Here is a 17,384-nt window from a genome sequence, read left to right as displayed (position 1 = left end):
CGGACATGACCAAGCCGATCGCGCCCACCGTCGTGCAACTGCAGGGCGTGCGCCTGGACTACGGCAAGGTGTCCGCGCTGGATGGCGTCGATCTGGACATTCCCGCCGGCCGCATGGTCGGCCTGATCGGCCCGGACGGGGTCGGCAAGTCCAGCCTGCTGGCGCTGGTGTCCGGCGCCCGCCGGATCCAGGCCGGCCGCGTCGAGGTGCTGGGCGGCGACATGGCCCGGCGCGGCCACCGCAACGCGGTCTGCCCGCGCATCGCCTACATGCCGCAGGGTCTGGGCCGCAACCTGTATCCGACGCTGTCGGTCGAGGAAAACCTGCAGTTCTTCGCCCGCCTGTTCGGCCACGGCGCGGCCGAGCGCCGCCGCCGCATCGACGAGCTGACCCAGGCCACGGGCCTGTATCCGTTCCTTTCGCGCCCTGCCGGCAAGCTCTCGGGCGGCATGAAGCAGAAGCTCGGGCTGTGCTGCGCGCTGATCCACGACCCCGACCTGCTGCTGCTCGACGAGCCGACCACTGGCGTCGACCCGTTGGCACGGGCGCAGTTCTGGGACCTGATCGCGCGGATCAGGCGGCAGAGCCCGGAGATGAGCGTGGTCGTGGCCACCGCCTACATGGACGAGGCGCAGCGCTTCGACTGGCTGGTGGCGATGGACGACGGCAAGGTGCTGGCTACCGGCACGCCGGCTGAACTGCTGGCGCGGACCGGCTCGGCTTCGCTGGAAGAGGCCTTCATCGCCCTGTTGCCGGAAGAAAAGACCCGCGACCACCAACCGGTCGTGATCCCGCCATTGAGCGGCGATGACGGCGACATCGCCATCGAGGCCCAGGACCTGACCATGCGCTTCGGCGACTTCGTGGCGGTCGATCATGTGTCCTTCCGCATCCGCCGCGGCGAGATCTTCGGCTTCCTCGGCTCCAACGGCTGCGGCAAGTCGACCACGATGAAGATGCTGACCGGCCTGCTGCCGGCCAGCGAGGGCCGCGCCTGGCTGTTCGGCAACGAGGTCGACCCGCACGACATCGACACCCGCCGCCGGGTGGGCTACATGTCGCAGGCGTTCTCGCTGTACTCCGAACTGACCGTGCAGCAGAACCTGGTGCTGCACGCACGCCTGTTCAAGGTGCCCGAGGACGGCATCCCGGCGCGGGTGCAGGAGATGGTCGAACGCTTCGGCCTGGAGGCGGTCGTGCACAGCCTGCCCGCCAGCCTGCCGATGGGCGTGCGCCAGCGCCTGTCGCTGGCGGTGGCGATGGTGCACAAGCCGGAGCTGCTGATCCTCGACGAGCCGACCTCGGGCGTGGACCCGGTCGCGCGCGATGCGTTCTGGCGCCTGCTGGTGGAGCTGTCGCGCCGCGACCGGGTGACGATCTTCATCTCCACCCACTTCATGAACGAGGCCGAGCGCTGCGACCGCATGTCGATGATGCATGCGGGCAAGGTGCTCGACAGCGATGCCCCGGCCGCGCTGGTGGCCAAGCGCGGTGCGCAGACCCTGGAAGAGGCCTTCATCGGTTATCTGGTCGAGGCCGGCGGCGGCACGTCCGGGCAGACCGGCGACGACCCGGCGCCCGCGCAGCCCCGCGCCGATGGCCATCGCGACGCCCGTCGCAAGCCTTTCAGCCTGCAGCGCATGATCAGCTACGTCTGGCGCGAAGCGCTGGAGCTGCAGCGCGATCCGGTGCGCGCCACGCTGGCGCTGGCGGGCTCGTTGATCCTGATGTTCGTGATCGGCTACGGCATCAACATGGATGTGGAGAACCTGCGCTACGCCGTGCTCGACCGCGACCAGACCAGCCTCAGCCGCAGCTATGCGATGAGCCTGGAAGGCTCGCGCTATTTCATCGAACGGGCGCCGCTGGCCGACTACGAGGAGCTGGACCGGCGCATGCGCAGCGGCGAGCTGGCGCTGGCCATCGAGATCCCGCCGGGCTTCGCGCGCGACGTGCTGCGCGGCAACAGCGTCCAGGTCGGCGCCTGGTTCGACGGCGCCATGCCCACCCGCGCTGAGACCATCCAGGGTTACCTGCAGGGCATCCACCAGCACTGGCTGACCGAGCAGGCGCGCGAGCGCCTGGGCGTGGCGCCGGCCGGCCTCATCGACATCCAGACGCGCTTTCGCTACAACCCCGACGTGCGCAGCCTGCCGGCCATGGTGCCGGCCGTCATGCCCCTGCTGCTGCTGCTTTTGCCCGCCATGCTGACGGCGCTGGCCGTGGTGCGCGAGAAGGAAAGCGGCTCCATCACCAACCTCTACGTCACGCCGGTCACGCGCACCGAATTCCTGCTGGGCAAGCAACTGCCCTATGTGGTGCTGGCCATGCTGAACTTCCTGCTGATGTGCCTGATGGCCGTCACCCTGTTCGGCGTGCCCGTGACGGGCAGCTTTGCCACGCTGGCCCTGGCGGCGCTGATCTTCAGCGGCGCCTCCACGGGCTTCGGCCTGCTGGCCTCCACGCTGACGCGCAGCCAGATCGCCTCGATGTTCCTGGTGCTGATCGGCACGCTGATCCCCACCACGCAGTTCGCAGGCCTGGTCGACCCCGTGTCCTCGCTGGAGGGCGTGGGCCGCGCCATCGGCGAGGTCTATCCGGCCAGCCACATGATCGCCATCAGCCGCGGCGTGTTCAGCAAGGCGCTGGGCTTTCGGGAGCTGGCCGGCTCGTTCGGGCCGCTGCTGCTGTCCGTGCCGGCGATCCTGGGCCTGGCCATTGCGCTGACCAGAAAGCAGGAGAACTGACATGCGCACCCGCCTTTTCTCCAACATCTACCGGCTGGGCGTCAAGGAGCTGTGGAGCCTGTGGCGCGACCCCGTGCTGCTGGTGCTCATCGCCTATGTGTTCACGGTCTCCATCTACACGGCGGCCACGGCCATGCCCGAGAGCCTGCACAACGCGCCCATCGCCATCGTGGACGAGGACGGCTCGCCGCTGTCGCAGCGCATCGCGGGCGCCTTCTATCCCCCGCAGTTCTCGCCGCCGGCGATGATCTCGCTGGGCGAGGTCGACCCGGGCATGGACTCCGGCGCCTACACCTTCGTGCTCGACATCCCGCCCAATTTCCAGCGCGACGTGCTGGCCGGCCGGCAACCCGCGCTGCAGCTCAACATCGACGCCACCCGCATGAGCCAGGCCTTCACCGGCAACAGCTACGTGCAGCAGATCATCAACCTGGAGGTCAACGAGTTCGTGCGGCGCCAGCGCGGCAGCACCGCGATGCCGGTCGAACTGGCGCTGCGCGCGCGCTTCAATCCGTCGCTGGACAAGACCTGGTTCGGCGGGCTGATGCGGATCATCAACAACGTCACCATGCTCTCGATCATCCTCACCGGCGCGGCGCTGATCCGCGAGCGCGAGCACGGCACCATCGAACACCTGCTGGTGATGCCGGTCACCCCGGCCGAGATCATGCTGTCCAAGGTCTGGTCGATGGGGCTGGTGGTGCTGGTGACCGCCTTCGTCTCGCTCAACCTGGTAGTGCGGGGTCTGCTGGGCGTGCCGATCGAAGGTTCGCTGGCGCTGTTCGTGGTCGGCGCGGCGCTGTGCCTGTTCGCCACAACGTCGCTGGGGATCTTCCTTGCCACGCTGGCGCGCAACATGCCACAGTTCGGCATGCTGCTGGTGCTCGTGCTGCTGCCGCTGCAGCTGCTGTCGGGCGCCATGACGCCGCGCGAAAGCATGCCGCAGCTGGTGCAGACCATCATGCTGGCCGCGCCGACCACCCACTTTGTCGAGCTGTCGCAGGCCATCCTCTACCGCGGCGCCGGCATCGGCGTGGTCTGGAAGCCCTTCCTGGCCCTGGCGCTGATCGGCTCGGCCCTGTTCGCGCTCGCGCTCACCCGTTTCCGCAGGACCATCAGCCAGATGGCCTGAATCCGTCCCTGACTCGGGACTTCCACTCAGTGAGGTACTACCCATGACCACCGAAACGCTTCCCCTGAACCTCCTCAAGGCCAACGCCGAACTGCAGTTGCGCCTGACTCGCTTGCTGCAGGAAAGCAGCCACCAATGGCTGGATTCGGTGAAGGAGGCCAGTTCGCAGGGTATCGCGGAAACCTCGGCCGAGATCGAAGGCGTGCTGCGTTCGGCCAACTGGCAGGCACTGGCGTCGTTGCCGCCTGAAGCCTTCTGGCGTCAGTTCCAGGGCTGCGTTGCGCACGTGCAGACGTTCCAACAGGTCGCGATCAAGAACCAGGCGGCCTTCACGTCGGGACTGCACCAGGCCATCGAGAGCTGGCACAAGGCCGTGAGCAGCGCGCTCGGCAGCGACAATTCCGCGTCGCCCTTCGCCGACGTCTTCAAGCAGTGGAATGCCTTGTGGTCGCAGACGACCGAGGCCACCCAGCGCAAGGCGCCCAAGGGAGACTGATCGGAATGGGCAGCACAACACATACTGCGCTGGTCACTGGCGGCATGGGAGGGCTGGGCGAGGCCATCGCCCGCCATCTGCACGATGCCGGACATACGGTGCTGGTCACCCACGCCCGCAGCGACGAAGCCGCCAACCTGTGGCTGCGCAAACAGGCCGATGCCGGTTACACCTTCCAGTGCTACGCCGTGGATGTGGCCGACTGGGCTTCGACCCAGGCCATGGCCGAGCGCATCGCCGCCGACGGGCATGTGGTGGACATCCTGGTCAACAACGCCGGCATCACCCGTGACGCGACCTTCCGCAAGCTGAGCAAGGAGAACTGGGACGCGGTGCTCCGGGTCAACCTGGACTCGATGTACAACGTCACCCGGCTGTTCATCGACGGCATGCTCGAACGCGGCTGGGGCCGCATCGTCAACATCTCCTCGATCAACGGCTCCAAGGGCCAGTTCGGCCAGACCAACTACTCGGCGGCCAAGGCCGGCATCCACGGCTTCACCAAGGCGCTGGCGCAGGAGGTGGCGCGCAAGGGCATCACCGTCAACACCATCTCGCCAGGCTACCTGGCCACGCAGATGGTGATGGCCATGCCCGAGGACGTGCGCAACCAGATCATCGCTGGCATCCCGGTCGGTCGCCTGGGTGAACCGGACGAGATCGCCGCGCTGATCGCCTTCGTCGCCAGCGATGCCGCCGGCTTCCTCACCGGCAGCAACCTGTCCATCAACGGCGGCCAGCACATGTACTGACGCCGCGCCCGCCGCGGCGCCGGTCGCGCCGGCGGTCAGGCGCCCTCCCGCAAAGAAAAGGACATGAGATGAGCAACGACATTGCAATCCTGGCGGCCACCCGCACCGCCATCGGCAGTTTCCAGGGCACGCTGTCCGGCCTGCCGGCACACGCCCTGGGCGCGGCGCTGATCCGCGGCATCGTCGAGAAGACCGGCATCGCGCCCGCGGAGATCGACGAGGTCGTCCTGGGCCAGATCCTCACCGCCGGCAGCGGCCAGAACCCGGCGCGCCAGGCCGCGATCGCGGCGGGCCTGCCGCACACGGTGCCGGCGCTGAGCCTCAACAAGGTCTGCGGCTCGGGCCTGAAGGCCGTGCACCTGGCCGCGCAGGCGATCGCCCTGGGCGACGCCGACCTGGTCCTGGCCGGCGGCCAGGAGAGCATGAGCCTGGCGCCCTACGTGCTGCCCAAGGCGCGCACCGGCCTGCGCCTGGGCCATGCGCAACTGGAGGACAGCCTGATCCGCGACGGCCTGTGGGACGCCTTCAATGACTACCACATGGGCATCACCGCCGAGAACCTGGCCGAGCGCTACGGCATCACCCGCGCGCAGCAGGACGCCTTCGCCGCCGACTCGCAGCGCAAGGCCGCCGAGGCCATCGCCGCCGGCCGCTTCGGCGACGAGATCACCCCGATTTCGATCCCGCAGCGCAAGGGCGATCCGGTGCTGTTCGACACCGACGAGCAGCCGCGCGCCGGCACCACCGCCGAGGCGCTGGCCAAGCTGCGCCCTGCGTTCAAGAAGGACGGCACGGTCACCGCCGGCAACGCTTCCACGATCAACGACGGCGCCGCGGTGCTGCTGCTGGCCAGTGCGCAGAAGGCCGAGGCACTGGGCCTGCCGGTGCTGGCATGGATCCGCGGCTATGCCAGCGCCGGCGTGGACCCGGCGGTCATGGGCATCGGCCCGGTGCCGGCCACGCAGAAGACGCTGAACAAGGCGGGCTGGCGCATCGGCGATCTCGACCTGATCGAGGCCAACGAGGCCTTCGCCGCGCAGGCGCTGGCGGTGAACCAGGAACTGGGCTGGGACACGGCCAGGGTCAACGTCAACGGTGGCGCGATCGCGCTGGGGCACCCGATCGGCGCGTCCGGTGCGCGCATCCTGGTCACCCTGGTCCACGAACTGATCCGCCGCGATGCCCGCAAGGGCCTGGCCACGCTGTGCATCGGCGGTGGCCAGGGCGTGGCCATCGTCATAGAATGTTGATCCCGACACAGGCCCCGACGACATGAGCGACGATCGCGCCCCCCACAAGACGACCGGGAACATCCCCGCAGACTGGCCGACCGACCCGCTGCGGCTGGGTGCCGCCGCGGCCGAATACACCATCGACGCCTGGCAGCGCGGCCTGCTGTATGCCGACGTACTCCGCCAGCGCGGCAACCAGTACCAGGCGCACCTGCGCGAGCGCGTGCCCAACGTGCTCGCCTTCGAGGCCGAACTGGTGCTCTCCGGCCTGGACCTGCCGCGCCCGGTCAACTACTGGCTGGCGCGCATCGTGCCCGGCGCCGGAACCCCGGTCGACCCGGCCAAGCGCCCCTTCGTCGTGGTCGACCCGCGCGCCGGCCACGGCCCGGGCATCGCTGGCTTCAAGCCCGACAGCGAGATCGGTGCGGCGATGAAGGCCGGTCATCCGTGCTACTTCGTCGGCTTCCTGCCCGACCCGGTGCCGGGGCAGACGGTCGAGGACGTGATGCGCGCCGAGGCCGCGTTCGTGCGCAAGGTCGGCGAACTGCATCCGGGCAACGGCAAGCCCGTGGTGATCGGCAACTGCCAGGCCGGCTGGCAGGTGCTGATGACCGCGGCGGTCTGGCCGGAGCTGTTCGGGCCGATCATCGTGGCCGGCGCGCCGGTCTCGTACTGGGCCGGCGACAACCCGATGCGCTACGGCGGCGGCCTGACCGGCGGCAGCTGGTTGACCGCACTGACCAGCGACATCGGCGCCGGGCGCTTCGACGGCGCCTGGCTGGTGCAGAACTTCGAGCACCTGGACCCGGCCAACACCCTGTGGAAGAAGCAGTACCACCTGTACGCCAACATCGACACCGAGGCCGACCGCTACCTGCGCTTCGAGAAGTACTGGGGCGGCTACGTCTTCCTCAACGACGTGGAGATGCAGTACATCGTCGACAACCTGTTCATCGGCAACAAGCTGGCCACCGCCGAGCTGCTGACCTCCGACGGCGTGCGCGTGGACCTGCGCAACATACGCTCGCCGATCGTGGTGTTCTGCTCCTACGGCGACAACATCACCCCGCCCGGCCAGGCGCTGGGCTGGATCACCGACCTGTACCGCGACAAGGACGACCTGGTCGCCCACGACCAGACCATCGTCTACGCCACCCACGACAGCATCGGCCATCTGGGGATCTTCGTCTCGGCCAGCGTCGGTCGCAAGGAACACCGCAAGTTCGCCGCCCACATCGACATCATCGACCTGCTGCCGTCCGGGATTTACCGCGCCGAGGTCGAGGACCGTCCCGACGGCGTGCCGGCGGGCGAGCTCGGCGACGCCGAGTACCTCATGCGCATCCGCGGCAGCAGCCTGGAGGAGATCCGCCAGATCGTGCGGCCCGATCCCGCGTCCGACCGCCGCTTCGCGGCCGCCGCGCGCCTGTCGGAGATCAACCTGGCGCTGTACCGCAACACGCTGCAACCCTGGATCCGGGCGATCTCCACGCCCTGGTCGGCGCGCTGGCTGCAGGCGCTGCATCCGCTGCGGGTCGGCTTCGAGTGGTGGTCGGATCAGCATCCACTGGCCGTGCCGGTCGCCGCCGCCGCCGAACAGATCCGCAAGGAGCGTGCGCCGGCCGCCGCGGGCAACCCCTTCCTGCTGGCGCAGGAGCGCCTGTCCGAGACGATCGTGCAGGCGCTGGATCAGTTCCGGGACCAGCGCGACGCCTTGCAGGGACGCCTGTTCGAACTGATCTTCGGCTCGCTCCTGCTGCAGTCGCTGGCAGGGCAGACCCTGTACCAACCGCAGCCGCCCAGGACGCATCCGGGCGATTCGCCCGAGCACCGCGCCTTCCTGGCCGGCGAGCTGGCGCGGCTGGAGGCCGACCTGGACCGGGGCGGGCTGGCCGAGGCGGTGATCCGCGGCCTGTTCTTCGTGCTCAAGACCCGCGGCGAGGCCGACTGCCGCCATTTCCGCCATTTCCGCCATGCCTGGGAGCTGCTGCAGCCGCGCCTGGACCGCCCGGATCTGGGCGTGCCGGACCTGGCGCGGTTCCGCGAACTGGTGCGCCGACAGGGCCTGCTGGTCTGGCGCGACGGCGAGGCCGCACTGGCGGCGATCCCGCGGCTGCTGGCCGACACGCCACCCGACATCATCCACCGCGCCAGCGACATCATCGCCGGACTGGTCGAAGTGGCCGGCAGTCTGTCTGCCCAGGAGCAGGCCAGCCTGCGACGCGTGCTCGACCTGTTCGCACGCGCCGCGCAAGCGGCGACCGCTGCGGCCGCGCCGGCGGCCTCCGTGCCATTGACGCCTGCCCATGCGCCCAGCGTGCCTGCGAAGGTCGGCAAGGCCGCCACCGCCAAAGCGGCTTCCGCGGCAAAGCACACGCCGCGTCCCGGGACTGCGCAGACGCGAAAGCGCGGCACCACGGCAGGCGCTGCAGTCCCATCGGGGACTGCTGGCGAGCCCGCCACCCGTCCCGGCCCCTCCGGTTCGCCTGGGCGTCCCGGCAAGAAGGCCACCGGCAAGAAAGGAAACCGCCCATGACCGCGACAACCGGCCAGGCCGCCGGCAACGAAGGCCTGCTGCACCTGCTCGCCCACGTCGCGGGCAAGTCGGCGATCCGGGTCGCAGTGGTGCATCCCTGCGATGCCTTGAGCCTGTCGGCGACCCTGGAGGCGAGGGCGGAGGGATTGATCGAGCCCATCCTGGTCGCCCCGCGCCCGAAACTGGAAGCGGTCGCCGGGCAGGCCGGCCTGGAGCTGGCCGGCCTGGCCATCGAGGACGTGCCGCACAGCCACGCCGCCGCCGCGCGCGCGGTCGAACTGGCCCGCGAGGGACAGGTCGAGGCCCTGATGAAAGGCAGCCTGCATACCGACGAACTGATGTCGGCAGTGGTGTCCTCCACCACCGGGCTGCGTACCAAGCGCCGGGTCAGCCATTGTTTCGTATTGCAGACGCCGCAGTATCCGCGCCCCTTCATCGTCACCGATGCGGCCATCAACCTGGCCCCGGACCTGCTGCAGAAAGCCGACATCGTCCGCAATGCCATCGAACTGGCGCAGGTCATCGGCGTGGCCGAGCCCAAGGTCGCCATCCTGGCGGCGGTCGAGACCGTCAACCCGGCGATGCCGGCCACGCTGGACGCCGCCGCGCTGTGCAAGATGGCCGACCGGGGCCAGATCACCGGCGGCGTGCTCGACGGGCCGCTGGCTTTCGACAACGCGGTGTCGATCGCCGCCGCGCGTACCAAGGGCATCGCCTCGCCGGTGGCCGGGCAGGCCGACGTGCTGGTGGTGCCCGACCTGGAGAGCGGCAACATGCTCGCCAAGCAACTCATCTACCTGGGCAACGCGGAGAGCGCCGGCGTCGTGCTCGGTGCCAAAGTGCCGATCATCCTGACCAGCCGTGCCGACAGCCGCGAAACGCGCCTGGCCTCCTGCGCGATCGCCCTGCTGCTGGCGCACCGCTACCGGCAGATCCCGCCCTGAACAACGGCCCCCGATGCCGACGACGGTTCCATCAAACGAAGGAGATGACATGAAATACACATTCCAGGGTGACGTGGTGCTGGTCAGCGGCGCCGGCTCGGGCATCGGCGAGGCCACCGCCAGGCTGCTGGCCGCCAACGGCCTGCGTGTGGTGGTCTCGGACATCGACGCCGGCACCGCCGGGCGCGTGGCCGGGGCCATCGTCGCCGACGGCGGCACCGCCGTGGCCCACGCCGGCGACGTCTCGCGCCCAGAGGACGCCGAATCGGCGGTGGCGCTGGCCGTGCGCGAATTCGGCGCGCTGCAGCTGGCGTTCAACAATGCCGGCATCGGTGCCCCGTTCAAGCCGGCCGGTGAACTCACCACCGAGGAATGGCGCCGGGTCATCGACATCAACCTCAGCGGCGTGCAGTACGGCCTGCGCTACCAGATCCCGGCGATCCTGGCCGCCGGCGGCGGCGCCATCGTCAACATGTCCTCGATCCTCGGCCTGGTCGGCGACGCCGGCGCCCCGGCCTACGTGGCCGCCAAGCACGGCGTGACCGGCCTGACCCGCTCGGCCGCGCTGGCCTATGCCAGCCAGGGCGTGCGCATCAACTCGATCCACCCCGGCTACGTGGAGACGGCGATCCTGGCCAACCTGGACGGCGCCACGCGCCAGGCGCTGGTGGCCAAGCACGCGATCGGCCGGCTCGGCCGCGCCGAGGAGATCGCCCATGCCGTCGCCTTCCTGCTGTCCGACGGCGCCAGCTTCCTGGCCGGCAGCGCGCTGGTCGCCGACGGCGGCTACACCGCCGCTTGAACGCAGGCCGCATGTCCATGTCCGAACCCACCCGAGACGTCCTGCTGGTGCTCAACTGCGGCTCGTCGAGCATCAAGTTCGCCGTGTTCGATGCCGGCGCCGTGCCGCTGCCGCGCAGGCCGCTGTGGAACGGCAAGGTGCAGGGCATCGGCGGGCCGGCGCCGGATTTCGGCGAGACCGACGTGGCGCCGTTCCCGATCGAACTGGGCCCGGACCACCCCTACCGCGACGCGCTGGCGCTGATCCGGCAGCGCGTCCTGGCCCGGCTCGACGGGCGCGGCGTGGCCGCGATCGCGCACCGCGTGGTCCACGGCGGTAGCAAGTACTTCGACCCGGTGCGCGTCGATGCCCAGGTGCTGGCCGATCTCAAGGGCTACATCCCGCTGGCGCCGCTGCACCAGCCGTTCGCGCTGGAGGCCATCGAGATCCTGCTGCGCGAGCGCCCGGACATCGCCCAGGTCGCCTGCTTCGACACCGGCTTCCACCACACCCTGCCAGTGGTCGAGCAGATGCTGCCGCTGCCCTGGGATGCGTGGCAGCGCGGACTGCGGCGCTATGGCTTCCACGGCCTGTCCTACGCCTACATGGCCGCGGTCCTGGGCGAGCGCCACGGTGCCGTCGCGCATGGACGCACCATCGTTGCTCACCTGGGCAGCGGCGCGAGCCTGTGCGCGATGCAGGATCTGCGGAGCGTGGCCACCACCATGGGCTTCTCGGCGCTGGACGGGTTGATGATGGGCACCCGTACCGGCGTGCTGGACCCGGGCGCGGTGCTGTATCTGATGGAGATCGAGAAGCTGTCGCTGGAAGAGGTCGGCCGCATCCTCTACCACCGCTCCGGCCTGCTCGGCGTGTCGGGAATCTCGGCCGAGCCGCGCGTGATCGTGCAGCACGAAGGCGACGATGGCGAACGCGGCGAGCGTGCCCGCATCGCACTCGCGCTGTACGTGCGCCGCATCGTGCGCGAGATCGGTGCGCTCACCGCCGTGCTCGGCGGGCTCGACCTGCTGGTGTTCACCGCTGGCGTCGGCGAGCACAACGCTTTTGTACGCGAGCGCGTCTGCCGCGCGCTGGGCTTCCTCGGCGTGCAACTCGACGACCAAGCCAACGCCGCCGACGCAGCGTTGATCTCCACTTCCGACAGCCCCGTGCGGGTCGCGGTGGAGCCGACCAACGAGGAGTGGATCGCCGCCGACCATGCACTTCAAGTGGCCGGGTGAGTGGCGCCGCCATGCCCGTGAGCCATCGAGTCGGCAACCGTTTCCGGCGACTCCGGGCGATCTGCCTCGCGCTGGTGGTGCCGCTGCTGGCAGCCTGGGGCGCGTTGGCGCTGTGGTTCCAGGGTCCGGGGACACCGCCGGTACGCGGTTCGCTGGCCGCGCTGTGGTGTGTCGCCTGTGGCGTATCGCTGGGCCTGCGTCTTCGCGCACGCGCACCGCTCGCCATCCCGTTGCTGGTCCTGGCCACCGCGCTCCTGCTGGGCTGGTGGCAGACGCTGGCGCCATCGCACGAGCGCGACTGGGCCGATGACGTCGATCGCCTGCTGCGGGCAGAGATATCCGGCTCGCAGGTGGTGCTGCACGATGTCCGCAACTTCGACTGGCGCGACGAAGGCGACTACACCGCACGCTGGGAAACCCGCAGCTACGATCTCGACCGGCTGGTCTCCGCCGATCTGATCCTGTCGTACTGGATGGGGCCGCACGTCGCGCACACCCTGGTGTCGTTCGGTTTCGACGACGGGCGCCAACTCGTGTTCTCGCTGGAGATCCGCAAGGAACGCGGCGAGTCCTTCTCCGCCCTGGGCGGCCTGTTCCGCAAGTTCGAGGCCGTGCTGATCGCCGCCGACGAGAACGACATCGTCCGGGTGCGGACCAATGTGCGCGGCGAGGACGTCTACCTGTATCGGCTCGACCTGGCGCCGGAAGCGCTGCGCAGCGCCTTCCTTGGCTATCTCGAGCAGGCCGACGACATTCGCCGCCGGCCGCGCTTTTACAACACCCTGACCAGCAACTGCACGACCATCGTGTTCGGGCTAGCCAAGCGCCTGTCGCCGTCGTTGCCGCCGGACTACCGGCTGTTGCTGTCGGGGCATTTCGCCCGCTATGCCCACGATCACCAGGGCCTGGTGCCGGGGTACGACTTTCGGACGCTGCACGCGCGCGGCCACATTGTGGCGCGCGCGCAGGCTTTCGCGGGTACCGCGGAGGATTTCCCGAAAGCCATCCGGCATGGCGTTCCAGGCACGGAGCCTTCCCGATGACCCGGCATGCACGCTCCCTCCGCCTCGTGCTGCTGGCGACCGTGGTGCTGCCGCTGTTCAACGGTTGCGCCGTGTACCGCGAACTGCAGCCGGCGGTCAGATTCGACCCGATGAGCGCGGGCGAGTACATTGCGATGCAGCGCGGCGACATCCTCACCACCGGCAGGCTCAGTGCCGCAACCGTGCAGACGCTGCGCGTGGCGGGGCTCGATGCGTGCTGCAGCCAACCTTCGCTGGGCTGCATCGACGCGGCGGCGCAGCAGACCACGCTGTCCGACGAGCAGCGCCTGTCGGCGCTGTCCGAGCTTTGGCTGCAAGCGGCCATGCAGACGCCATCGGACGCTGCGCACGCCGAAGCGCGCATGCAGGCCTGGATGGAAAGCGCCCGCCACGCCTACGCCTATCTGTTCTTCACCCGGCGCGATCCCAGTGAACGCGCATTCGAGGATCGCCAGACTCAGGCACGCGACTGGTACAACCACGCGGTCCAGCAGGCCTCGACCCTGCTGTTCGACGTGCTGGACGAGCAGGGGCGCATCCATGCGGCGCAGGACGTCCCGCGCAACGATCAGCCAATCGCCTACGCCGGCTGGAATCTGCATCTGGACCTTAGCGGCATCCGTCTTCCCGAGGGCACACGACTGCCGCACGAACTCCTGCCCGCCAGGCAGTTGGCCTTCACCGGTCTGCGCAACACGTGGCGCCGCGACGGCTTCGGCGCCGAACTGGTCGCCTCGGTCGAACCCGCCGTTCGCCTGCCCGACAAAGCCGGGCGACCTGCGCCCTCCCTCGACGGCGACGGGGCCGCAGCGCGCGGCTGGAGCGAAATGCCGTCCCCCGGTGTCACCGCACTGTTTCGCTTCCAGGGCGATGACCTGGACGGCGTGCTCGGCACCCGGACGGTACTCGTCAGCGCCCATGACCCTTACCTGCAGGACAGCATCGCCTTGCAGGGCCAACGGGTTCCCCTGGCCGCCAACTTCACCGCCGGCTACGGCCTGTGGCTTGCTCGATCCGGCTTCAATCGGCAGTCCTTGCGCACCCTGTTCGGTCGCGGCGAGGGCATCGAGCGACCGCACCTGTACCTGCTGCAACCATGGGATCCGAACCGTCGCATCGTCCTGCTGCTGCACGGCCTGGCGAGCAGCCCGGAGGCCTGGGTGGACGTGGCCAACGAACTGCAGGCCGACCACGATGTGCGGGAGCACTTCCAGATCTGGCTGGCCTACTACCCCACCAACATGCCGATCGTCCTCAACCACGCGTGGCTGCGCGAGTCGGTGAGCAACACGCTGGCCCACCTGGATCCGCAGGGAACGGCCGCCGCCTCCCAGAACATGGTCCTGGTCGGGCACAGCATGGGCGGGGTCATCGCGCGGCTGATGGTGTCCTCGGCCGACCAGAAGCTGTGGAACTGGGCGGTCGAGCAAAGCGGATTGGACTCGGAGCGAATCGAACGACTGCGCCCGCGCGTGGACGCGGCCCTGCGCTTCGAGCCGATGGACAACGTCGGGCGGGCCGTCTTCATCGCCGCCCCGCACCGGGGCACCCCCGTTGCCGCGGACCGGTTGGCCCGGCTCGCCTCGCGAATGGTGCGCATGCCACTGACGGTGCTGGAAAGCCTGTCCGAAATGGCCCAGGGCGTCCCGCGCGAACAGGCACTGGAACGCCTCTCGCTGCTGCCCAACAGCATCGACAACCTGCGCGAGGACGATGCCTTCATGCGAGCGGCCGCCGACCTGCCGATCTCCGCCCGCGTGTCCTACCACTCGATCATCGCCCGCCGCGACCCCGCCGTCAGCCTGGCCGCATCCGACGACGGCCTGGTGCCGTATCGCAGCGCGCACCTGCCGGGCGCCCTGTCCGAAAGGGTGATCGACGCCGACCACAGCGTGCAGGGCACCGCGCAATCCGTCCTCGAACTTCTCCGCATCCTGCGCGAAGACATGGCCATGCATGGCAAATCGTTCCCACCACCGTAGCAGCGCTCCCTGTCCATCGTAGAGGTAGTCCCATGAGCATTCGGCATGTCACCCTGGTCGGCGCCGGCGTCCTCGGCGCGCAGATCGCCTTCCAGACCGCCTTCAAGGGTTTCGACGTCAGCGCCTATGTTCCCGACCAGGCCGCCCTGGACAAGGCCGGCAAGGTCATCGGCTGGCTGCAGCGGCGCTACCTGCAAGACATCGACGGCGCCGATCCGCAGGCGCTGGCGGCAGCGGCGGGGCGCATCCGCTGGACCACTGATCTGGCCGCGGCCGTCAAGGACGCCGATCTGGTCATCGAAGCCATTCCGGAACAGCTGGAGCTCAAGCGCAGGGTATATGCCGAACTGGGGCGCCTGGCACCGGCGACGGCGATCTTCGCCACCAATTCCTCGACCCTGCTGCCCAGCGCGATGGCCGACGCGACCGGCCGCCCGGAGCGCTTCATTGCACTGCATTTCGCCAACGAGATCTGGCTGCACAACGTGGCTGAAGTCATGGGGCACGCCGGAACCGACCCCGAAGTGTTCTCGACATTGGTTCGCTTTGCCAACGACATCGGCATGGTGCCGGTCGAAATCCATAAGGAAAAAGCCGGCTACGTGCTCAATTCGCTGCTGGTACCGCTGATGTCCGCGGCTTCCGAACTCCTGGTCGATGGCATCGCCGAGCATGAGGCCATCGACAGGACCTGGAAGATCGCCACGGGTTCGCCGAGAGGACCGTTCGAGATATACGACATCGTCGGCTTGGGCACCGCGTACCACATTTCCTTGGCCGGCGGGCCAAAGCAGCAGGCGTTCGCCCGTCTCCTCAAGGAACGCTACATCGACCACGGCAAGCTCGGCGTGGAGACCGGCGAAGGATTCTATCGTTACGAGTCCTGATCATGCGGGCACGGCCGTCACCAACGCTGCAGCGACTCACGTGATGCACCATGGAGGAAGAAATGGAACTTCGACACCTTCGCTGCTTTCTTGCGGTTGCCGAAGAACTCCACTTCGCCCGAGCCGCCGAGCGGCTGCATATCGAGCAATCGCCACTGTCACGCACCATCAAGGAACTGGAAGAAGAGCTGGGCGAACAACTGTTCGTTCGTACCAGCCGGAGCACGCGCCTGACCCGTGCGGGCAAGTTGTTCCATGAACATGTGCCACGCGTCTTCACCGCCCTGCAGCAGGCCCGCGACAGCGTCAAGGCGGCGGCCAACGGCTTCCACGGCCAATTGCGCATCGCCCTGTCCGATGGCCTGGGCGTGCCGCTGGCCGCCGGCGTGCTTTACCCGCTGACCGGCTGGCTGCTCTCGCCGATGTTCGCGGCCCTGGCCATGAGCCTGAGCTCGGCCTCGGTGGTGGGCAATGCGCTGCGGCTGCGCGCCCAGCGTATCAATCCAGGCCGAACTGGCTGATCCCGCACATGCTGGAGACGTTCATCGCGGGGATCGGGTTTCAAGAAGAGGCGCATTCCACAGGCACGATCGCCAAAACACAGCGAATGGGAAAACCCCTTTCTCATGGCTTCAGCAAGACCTTGCCCTTGCGCCCCGGTTGCAGGCTGGCGGCCGCGGCCTGGGCTGCATCGGCCAGGTCGTAGATCGCCTCGACCGGCAGCAACAGTTCACCGGCCAGCGTGCGCTGCAACAGTTCGCCCACCAGCCGGCGCTTGTCATCCGCCGACAAAGCCTGGCTGACCTTGCTGCCCCAGAAACCCTTGACCGTGGCCTGCTTGAAGATGAGTGAGCCCGAGTCGATCTGCATCGGCTCTCCTGCCATCGTGCCGAAGGAAACAAGCGTGCCGCCTTCGCCCAGCAGGCCCAGCAGCGCTGCACTGGCCGCGCCGCCGATGGAGTCGACGGCCGCGTGGGCCAGGGTGGAGCCAAGGAGCGCGCGGGCGCGTTCCTGCCACTCCGGCTGCGCAGTGGAAATGACGTTGCCGATGCCCAGGGCCGCCAGTTCGTCCACGCCCGCGTCGCGGCGCACCAGACTCAGCACCTGCACACCGCGTGCGGCGGCCAGCATGGCCAGCGTCTTGCCGACCGCGCCGTTGGCCGTGTTCTGCACGATCCACTGGCCCGGCTCGGCGTGCAGGAACTCCAGCAGCATCAACGCACTGAGCGGCATGGCGATGAGCTGCGCGGCGGTCTCGTCGGGCAGGGCCTGCGGCACCGGCACCAGCAGCCGCGCCGGGGCCAGGAAGTACTCGGCCCAGGTACCGTGTGCCGAGGCCACGGCAACACGCTGGCCGACGGTGGCGCCTTCGACACCCTCGCCCAGTGCATCGACGATGCCGACCGCCTCGCTGCCGCCGATGGCGGGAAGTTCCGGCTTGTAGCCGTAGCGGCCGCGGATCGTCCACAGGTCATGGTTGTGGATCGGCGCCAGCGAGGTCTTGATGCGGACTTCGCCCGCGCCAGGCTGCGGCACCTGACGGTCGCCGAGTTCGAGGACGTCGGCAGGCTCGCCAAATGTGGTGTGGATGGCACTGCGCATGATGCTGTT

13 protein-coding genes and 1 pseudogene are annotated in these 17,384 nt (G+C 68.9%); 13 read left to right on the top strand and 1 reads right to left on the bottom strand.

The annotated features are described in order from the left end of the window. Positions 1 to 5 precede the first annotated feature (5 nt). The 13 genes and pseudogenes from rbbA to ACVOLZ_RS14240 form a co-directional block, all read left to right on the top strand. The gene (gene rbbA / locus ACVOLZ_RS14300; RefSeq protein ID WP_481516737.1) at positions 6 to 2,747 is read left to right on the top strand and encodes a ribosome-associated ATPase/putative transporter RbbA; all 2,742 of its coding nucleotides are present in this window, start codon (positions 6 to 8) and stop codon (positions 2,745 to 2,747) included. A gap of 1 nt (position 2,748) precedes the next feature. Continuing rightward, complete coding sequence (locus tag ACVOLZ_RS14295; RefSeq protein WP_481516736.1) at positions 2,749 to 3,879, top strand: ABC transporter permease; 1,131 nt, start codon at positions 2,749 to 2,751, stop codon at positions 3,877 to 3,879. Positions 3,880 to 3,922: 43 nt separating this feature from the next. Continuing rightward, positions 3,923 to 4,375 carry a phasin family protein gene (locus ACVOLZ_RS14290; RefSeq protein WP_481516735.1) on the top strand — a complete coding sequence of 151 codons (453 nt, stop codon included), beginning with the start codon at positions 3,923 to 3,925 and terminating at the stop codon, positions 4,373 to 4,375. Positions 4,376 to 4,380: 5 nt separating this feature from the next. After that, positions 4,381 to 5,127: an acetoacetyl-CoA reductase gene (phbB, locus tag ACVOLZ_RS14285; protein WP_481516734.1), complete on the top strand. Its 747-nt coding sequence runs from the start codon at positions 4,381 to 4,383 to the stop codon at positions 5,125 to 5,127. Positions 5,128 to 5,195: 68 nt separating this feature from the next. Beyond that, a complete protein-coding gene (locus ACVOLZ_RS14280) occupies positions 5,196 to 6,377 on the top strand; it encodes an acetyl-CoA C-acetyltransferase (RefSeq protein ID WP_481516733.1) in 1,182 nt (393 codons plus the stop codon). Positions 6,378 to 6,399: 22 nt separating this feature from the next. Beyond that, positions 6,400 to 8,895 (top strand): DUF3141 domain-containing protein, encoded by a 2,496-nt coding sequence (locus tag ACVOLZ_RS14275; RefSeq protein WP_481516732.1) that lies wholly within the window; start codon positions 6,400 to 6,402, stop codon positions 8,893 to 8,895. Continuing rightward, positions 8,892 to 9,839 (top strand): bifunctional enoyl-CoA hydratase/phosphate acetyltransferase, encoded by a 948-nt coding sequence (locus ACVOLZ_RS14270; RefSeq protein WP_081044025.1) that lies wholly within the window; start codon positions 8,892 to 8,894, stop codon positions 9,837 to 9,839. The genes ACVOLZ_RS14275 and ACVOLZ_RS14270 overlap by 4 nt, the downstream gene beginning before the upstream one ends. A gap of 49 nt (positions 9,840 to 9,888) precedes the next feature. Then, positions 9,889 to 10,641, top strand: a complete 753-nt coding sequence (locus tag ACVOLZ_RS14265) for an SDR family NAD(P)-dependent oxidoreductase (protein ID WP_033474840.1) — start codon at positions 9,889 to 9,891, stop codon at positions 10,639 to 10,641. A 17-nt stretch (positions 10,642 to 10,658) separates the two neighbouring features. Beyond that, positions 10,659 to 11,861, top strand: coding sequence for an acetate/propionate family kinase (locus ACVOLZ_RS14260; protein ID WP_481516746.1), 1,203 nt, complete (start codon positions 10,659 to 10,661; stop codon positions 11,859 to 11,861). Positions 11,862 to 11,872: 11 nt separating this feature from the next. Further along, on the top strand, positions 11,873 to 12,904 hold the full coding sequence (locus ACVOLZ_RS14255) for an Lnb N-terminal periplasmic domain-containing protein (RefSeq protein ID WP_033474842.1): 1,032 nt from the start codon (positions 11,873 to 11,875) through the stop codon (positions 12,902 to 12,904). Next, entirely contained in the window at positions 12,901 to 14,886 is a 1,986-nt protein-coding gene (locus ACVOLZ_RS14250) for an esterase/lipase family protein (RefSeq protein WP_033474844.1), read from the top strand. The genes ACVOLZ_RS14255 and ACVOLZ_RS14250 overlap by 4 nt, the downstream gene beginning before the upstream one ends. Positions 14,887 to 14,918: 32 nt before the next feature. Beyond that, the gene (locus ACVOLZ_RS14245; RefSeq protein ID WP_033474845.1) at positions 14,919 to 15,773 is read left to right on the top strand and encodes a 3-hydroxyacyl-CoA dehydrogenase; all 855 of its coding nucleotides are present in this window, start codon (positions 14,919 to 14,921) and stop codon (positions 15,771 to 15,773) included. A gap of 62 nt (positions 15,774 to 15,835) precedes the next feature. After that, positions 15,836 to 16,138, top strand: a pseudogene (locus ACVOLZ_RS14240) (LysR family transcriptional regulator); the annotation flags it as partial. Between the two features lie 259 nt (positions 16,139 to 16,397). Here the strand turns inward: ACVOLZ_RS14240 and ACVOLZ_RS14235 are convergent. Next, positions 16,398 to 17,375, bottom strand: coding sequence for a zinc-binding dehydrogenase (locus ACVOLZ_RS14235; RefSeq protein ID WP_033474915.1), 978 nt, complete (start codon positions 17,373 to 17,375; stop codon positions 16,398 to 16,400). Between the last annotated feature and the right edge of the window lie 9 nt (positions 17,376 to 17,384).

It is taken from the genome of Stenotrophomonas sp. STEN020 (genome assembly GCF_056760195.1).
The sequence above is the reverse complement of the archived record's forward strand: the minus strand, read 5'-3'. Positions and strand labels throughout refer to the sequence as shown.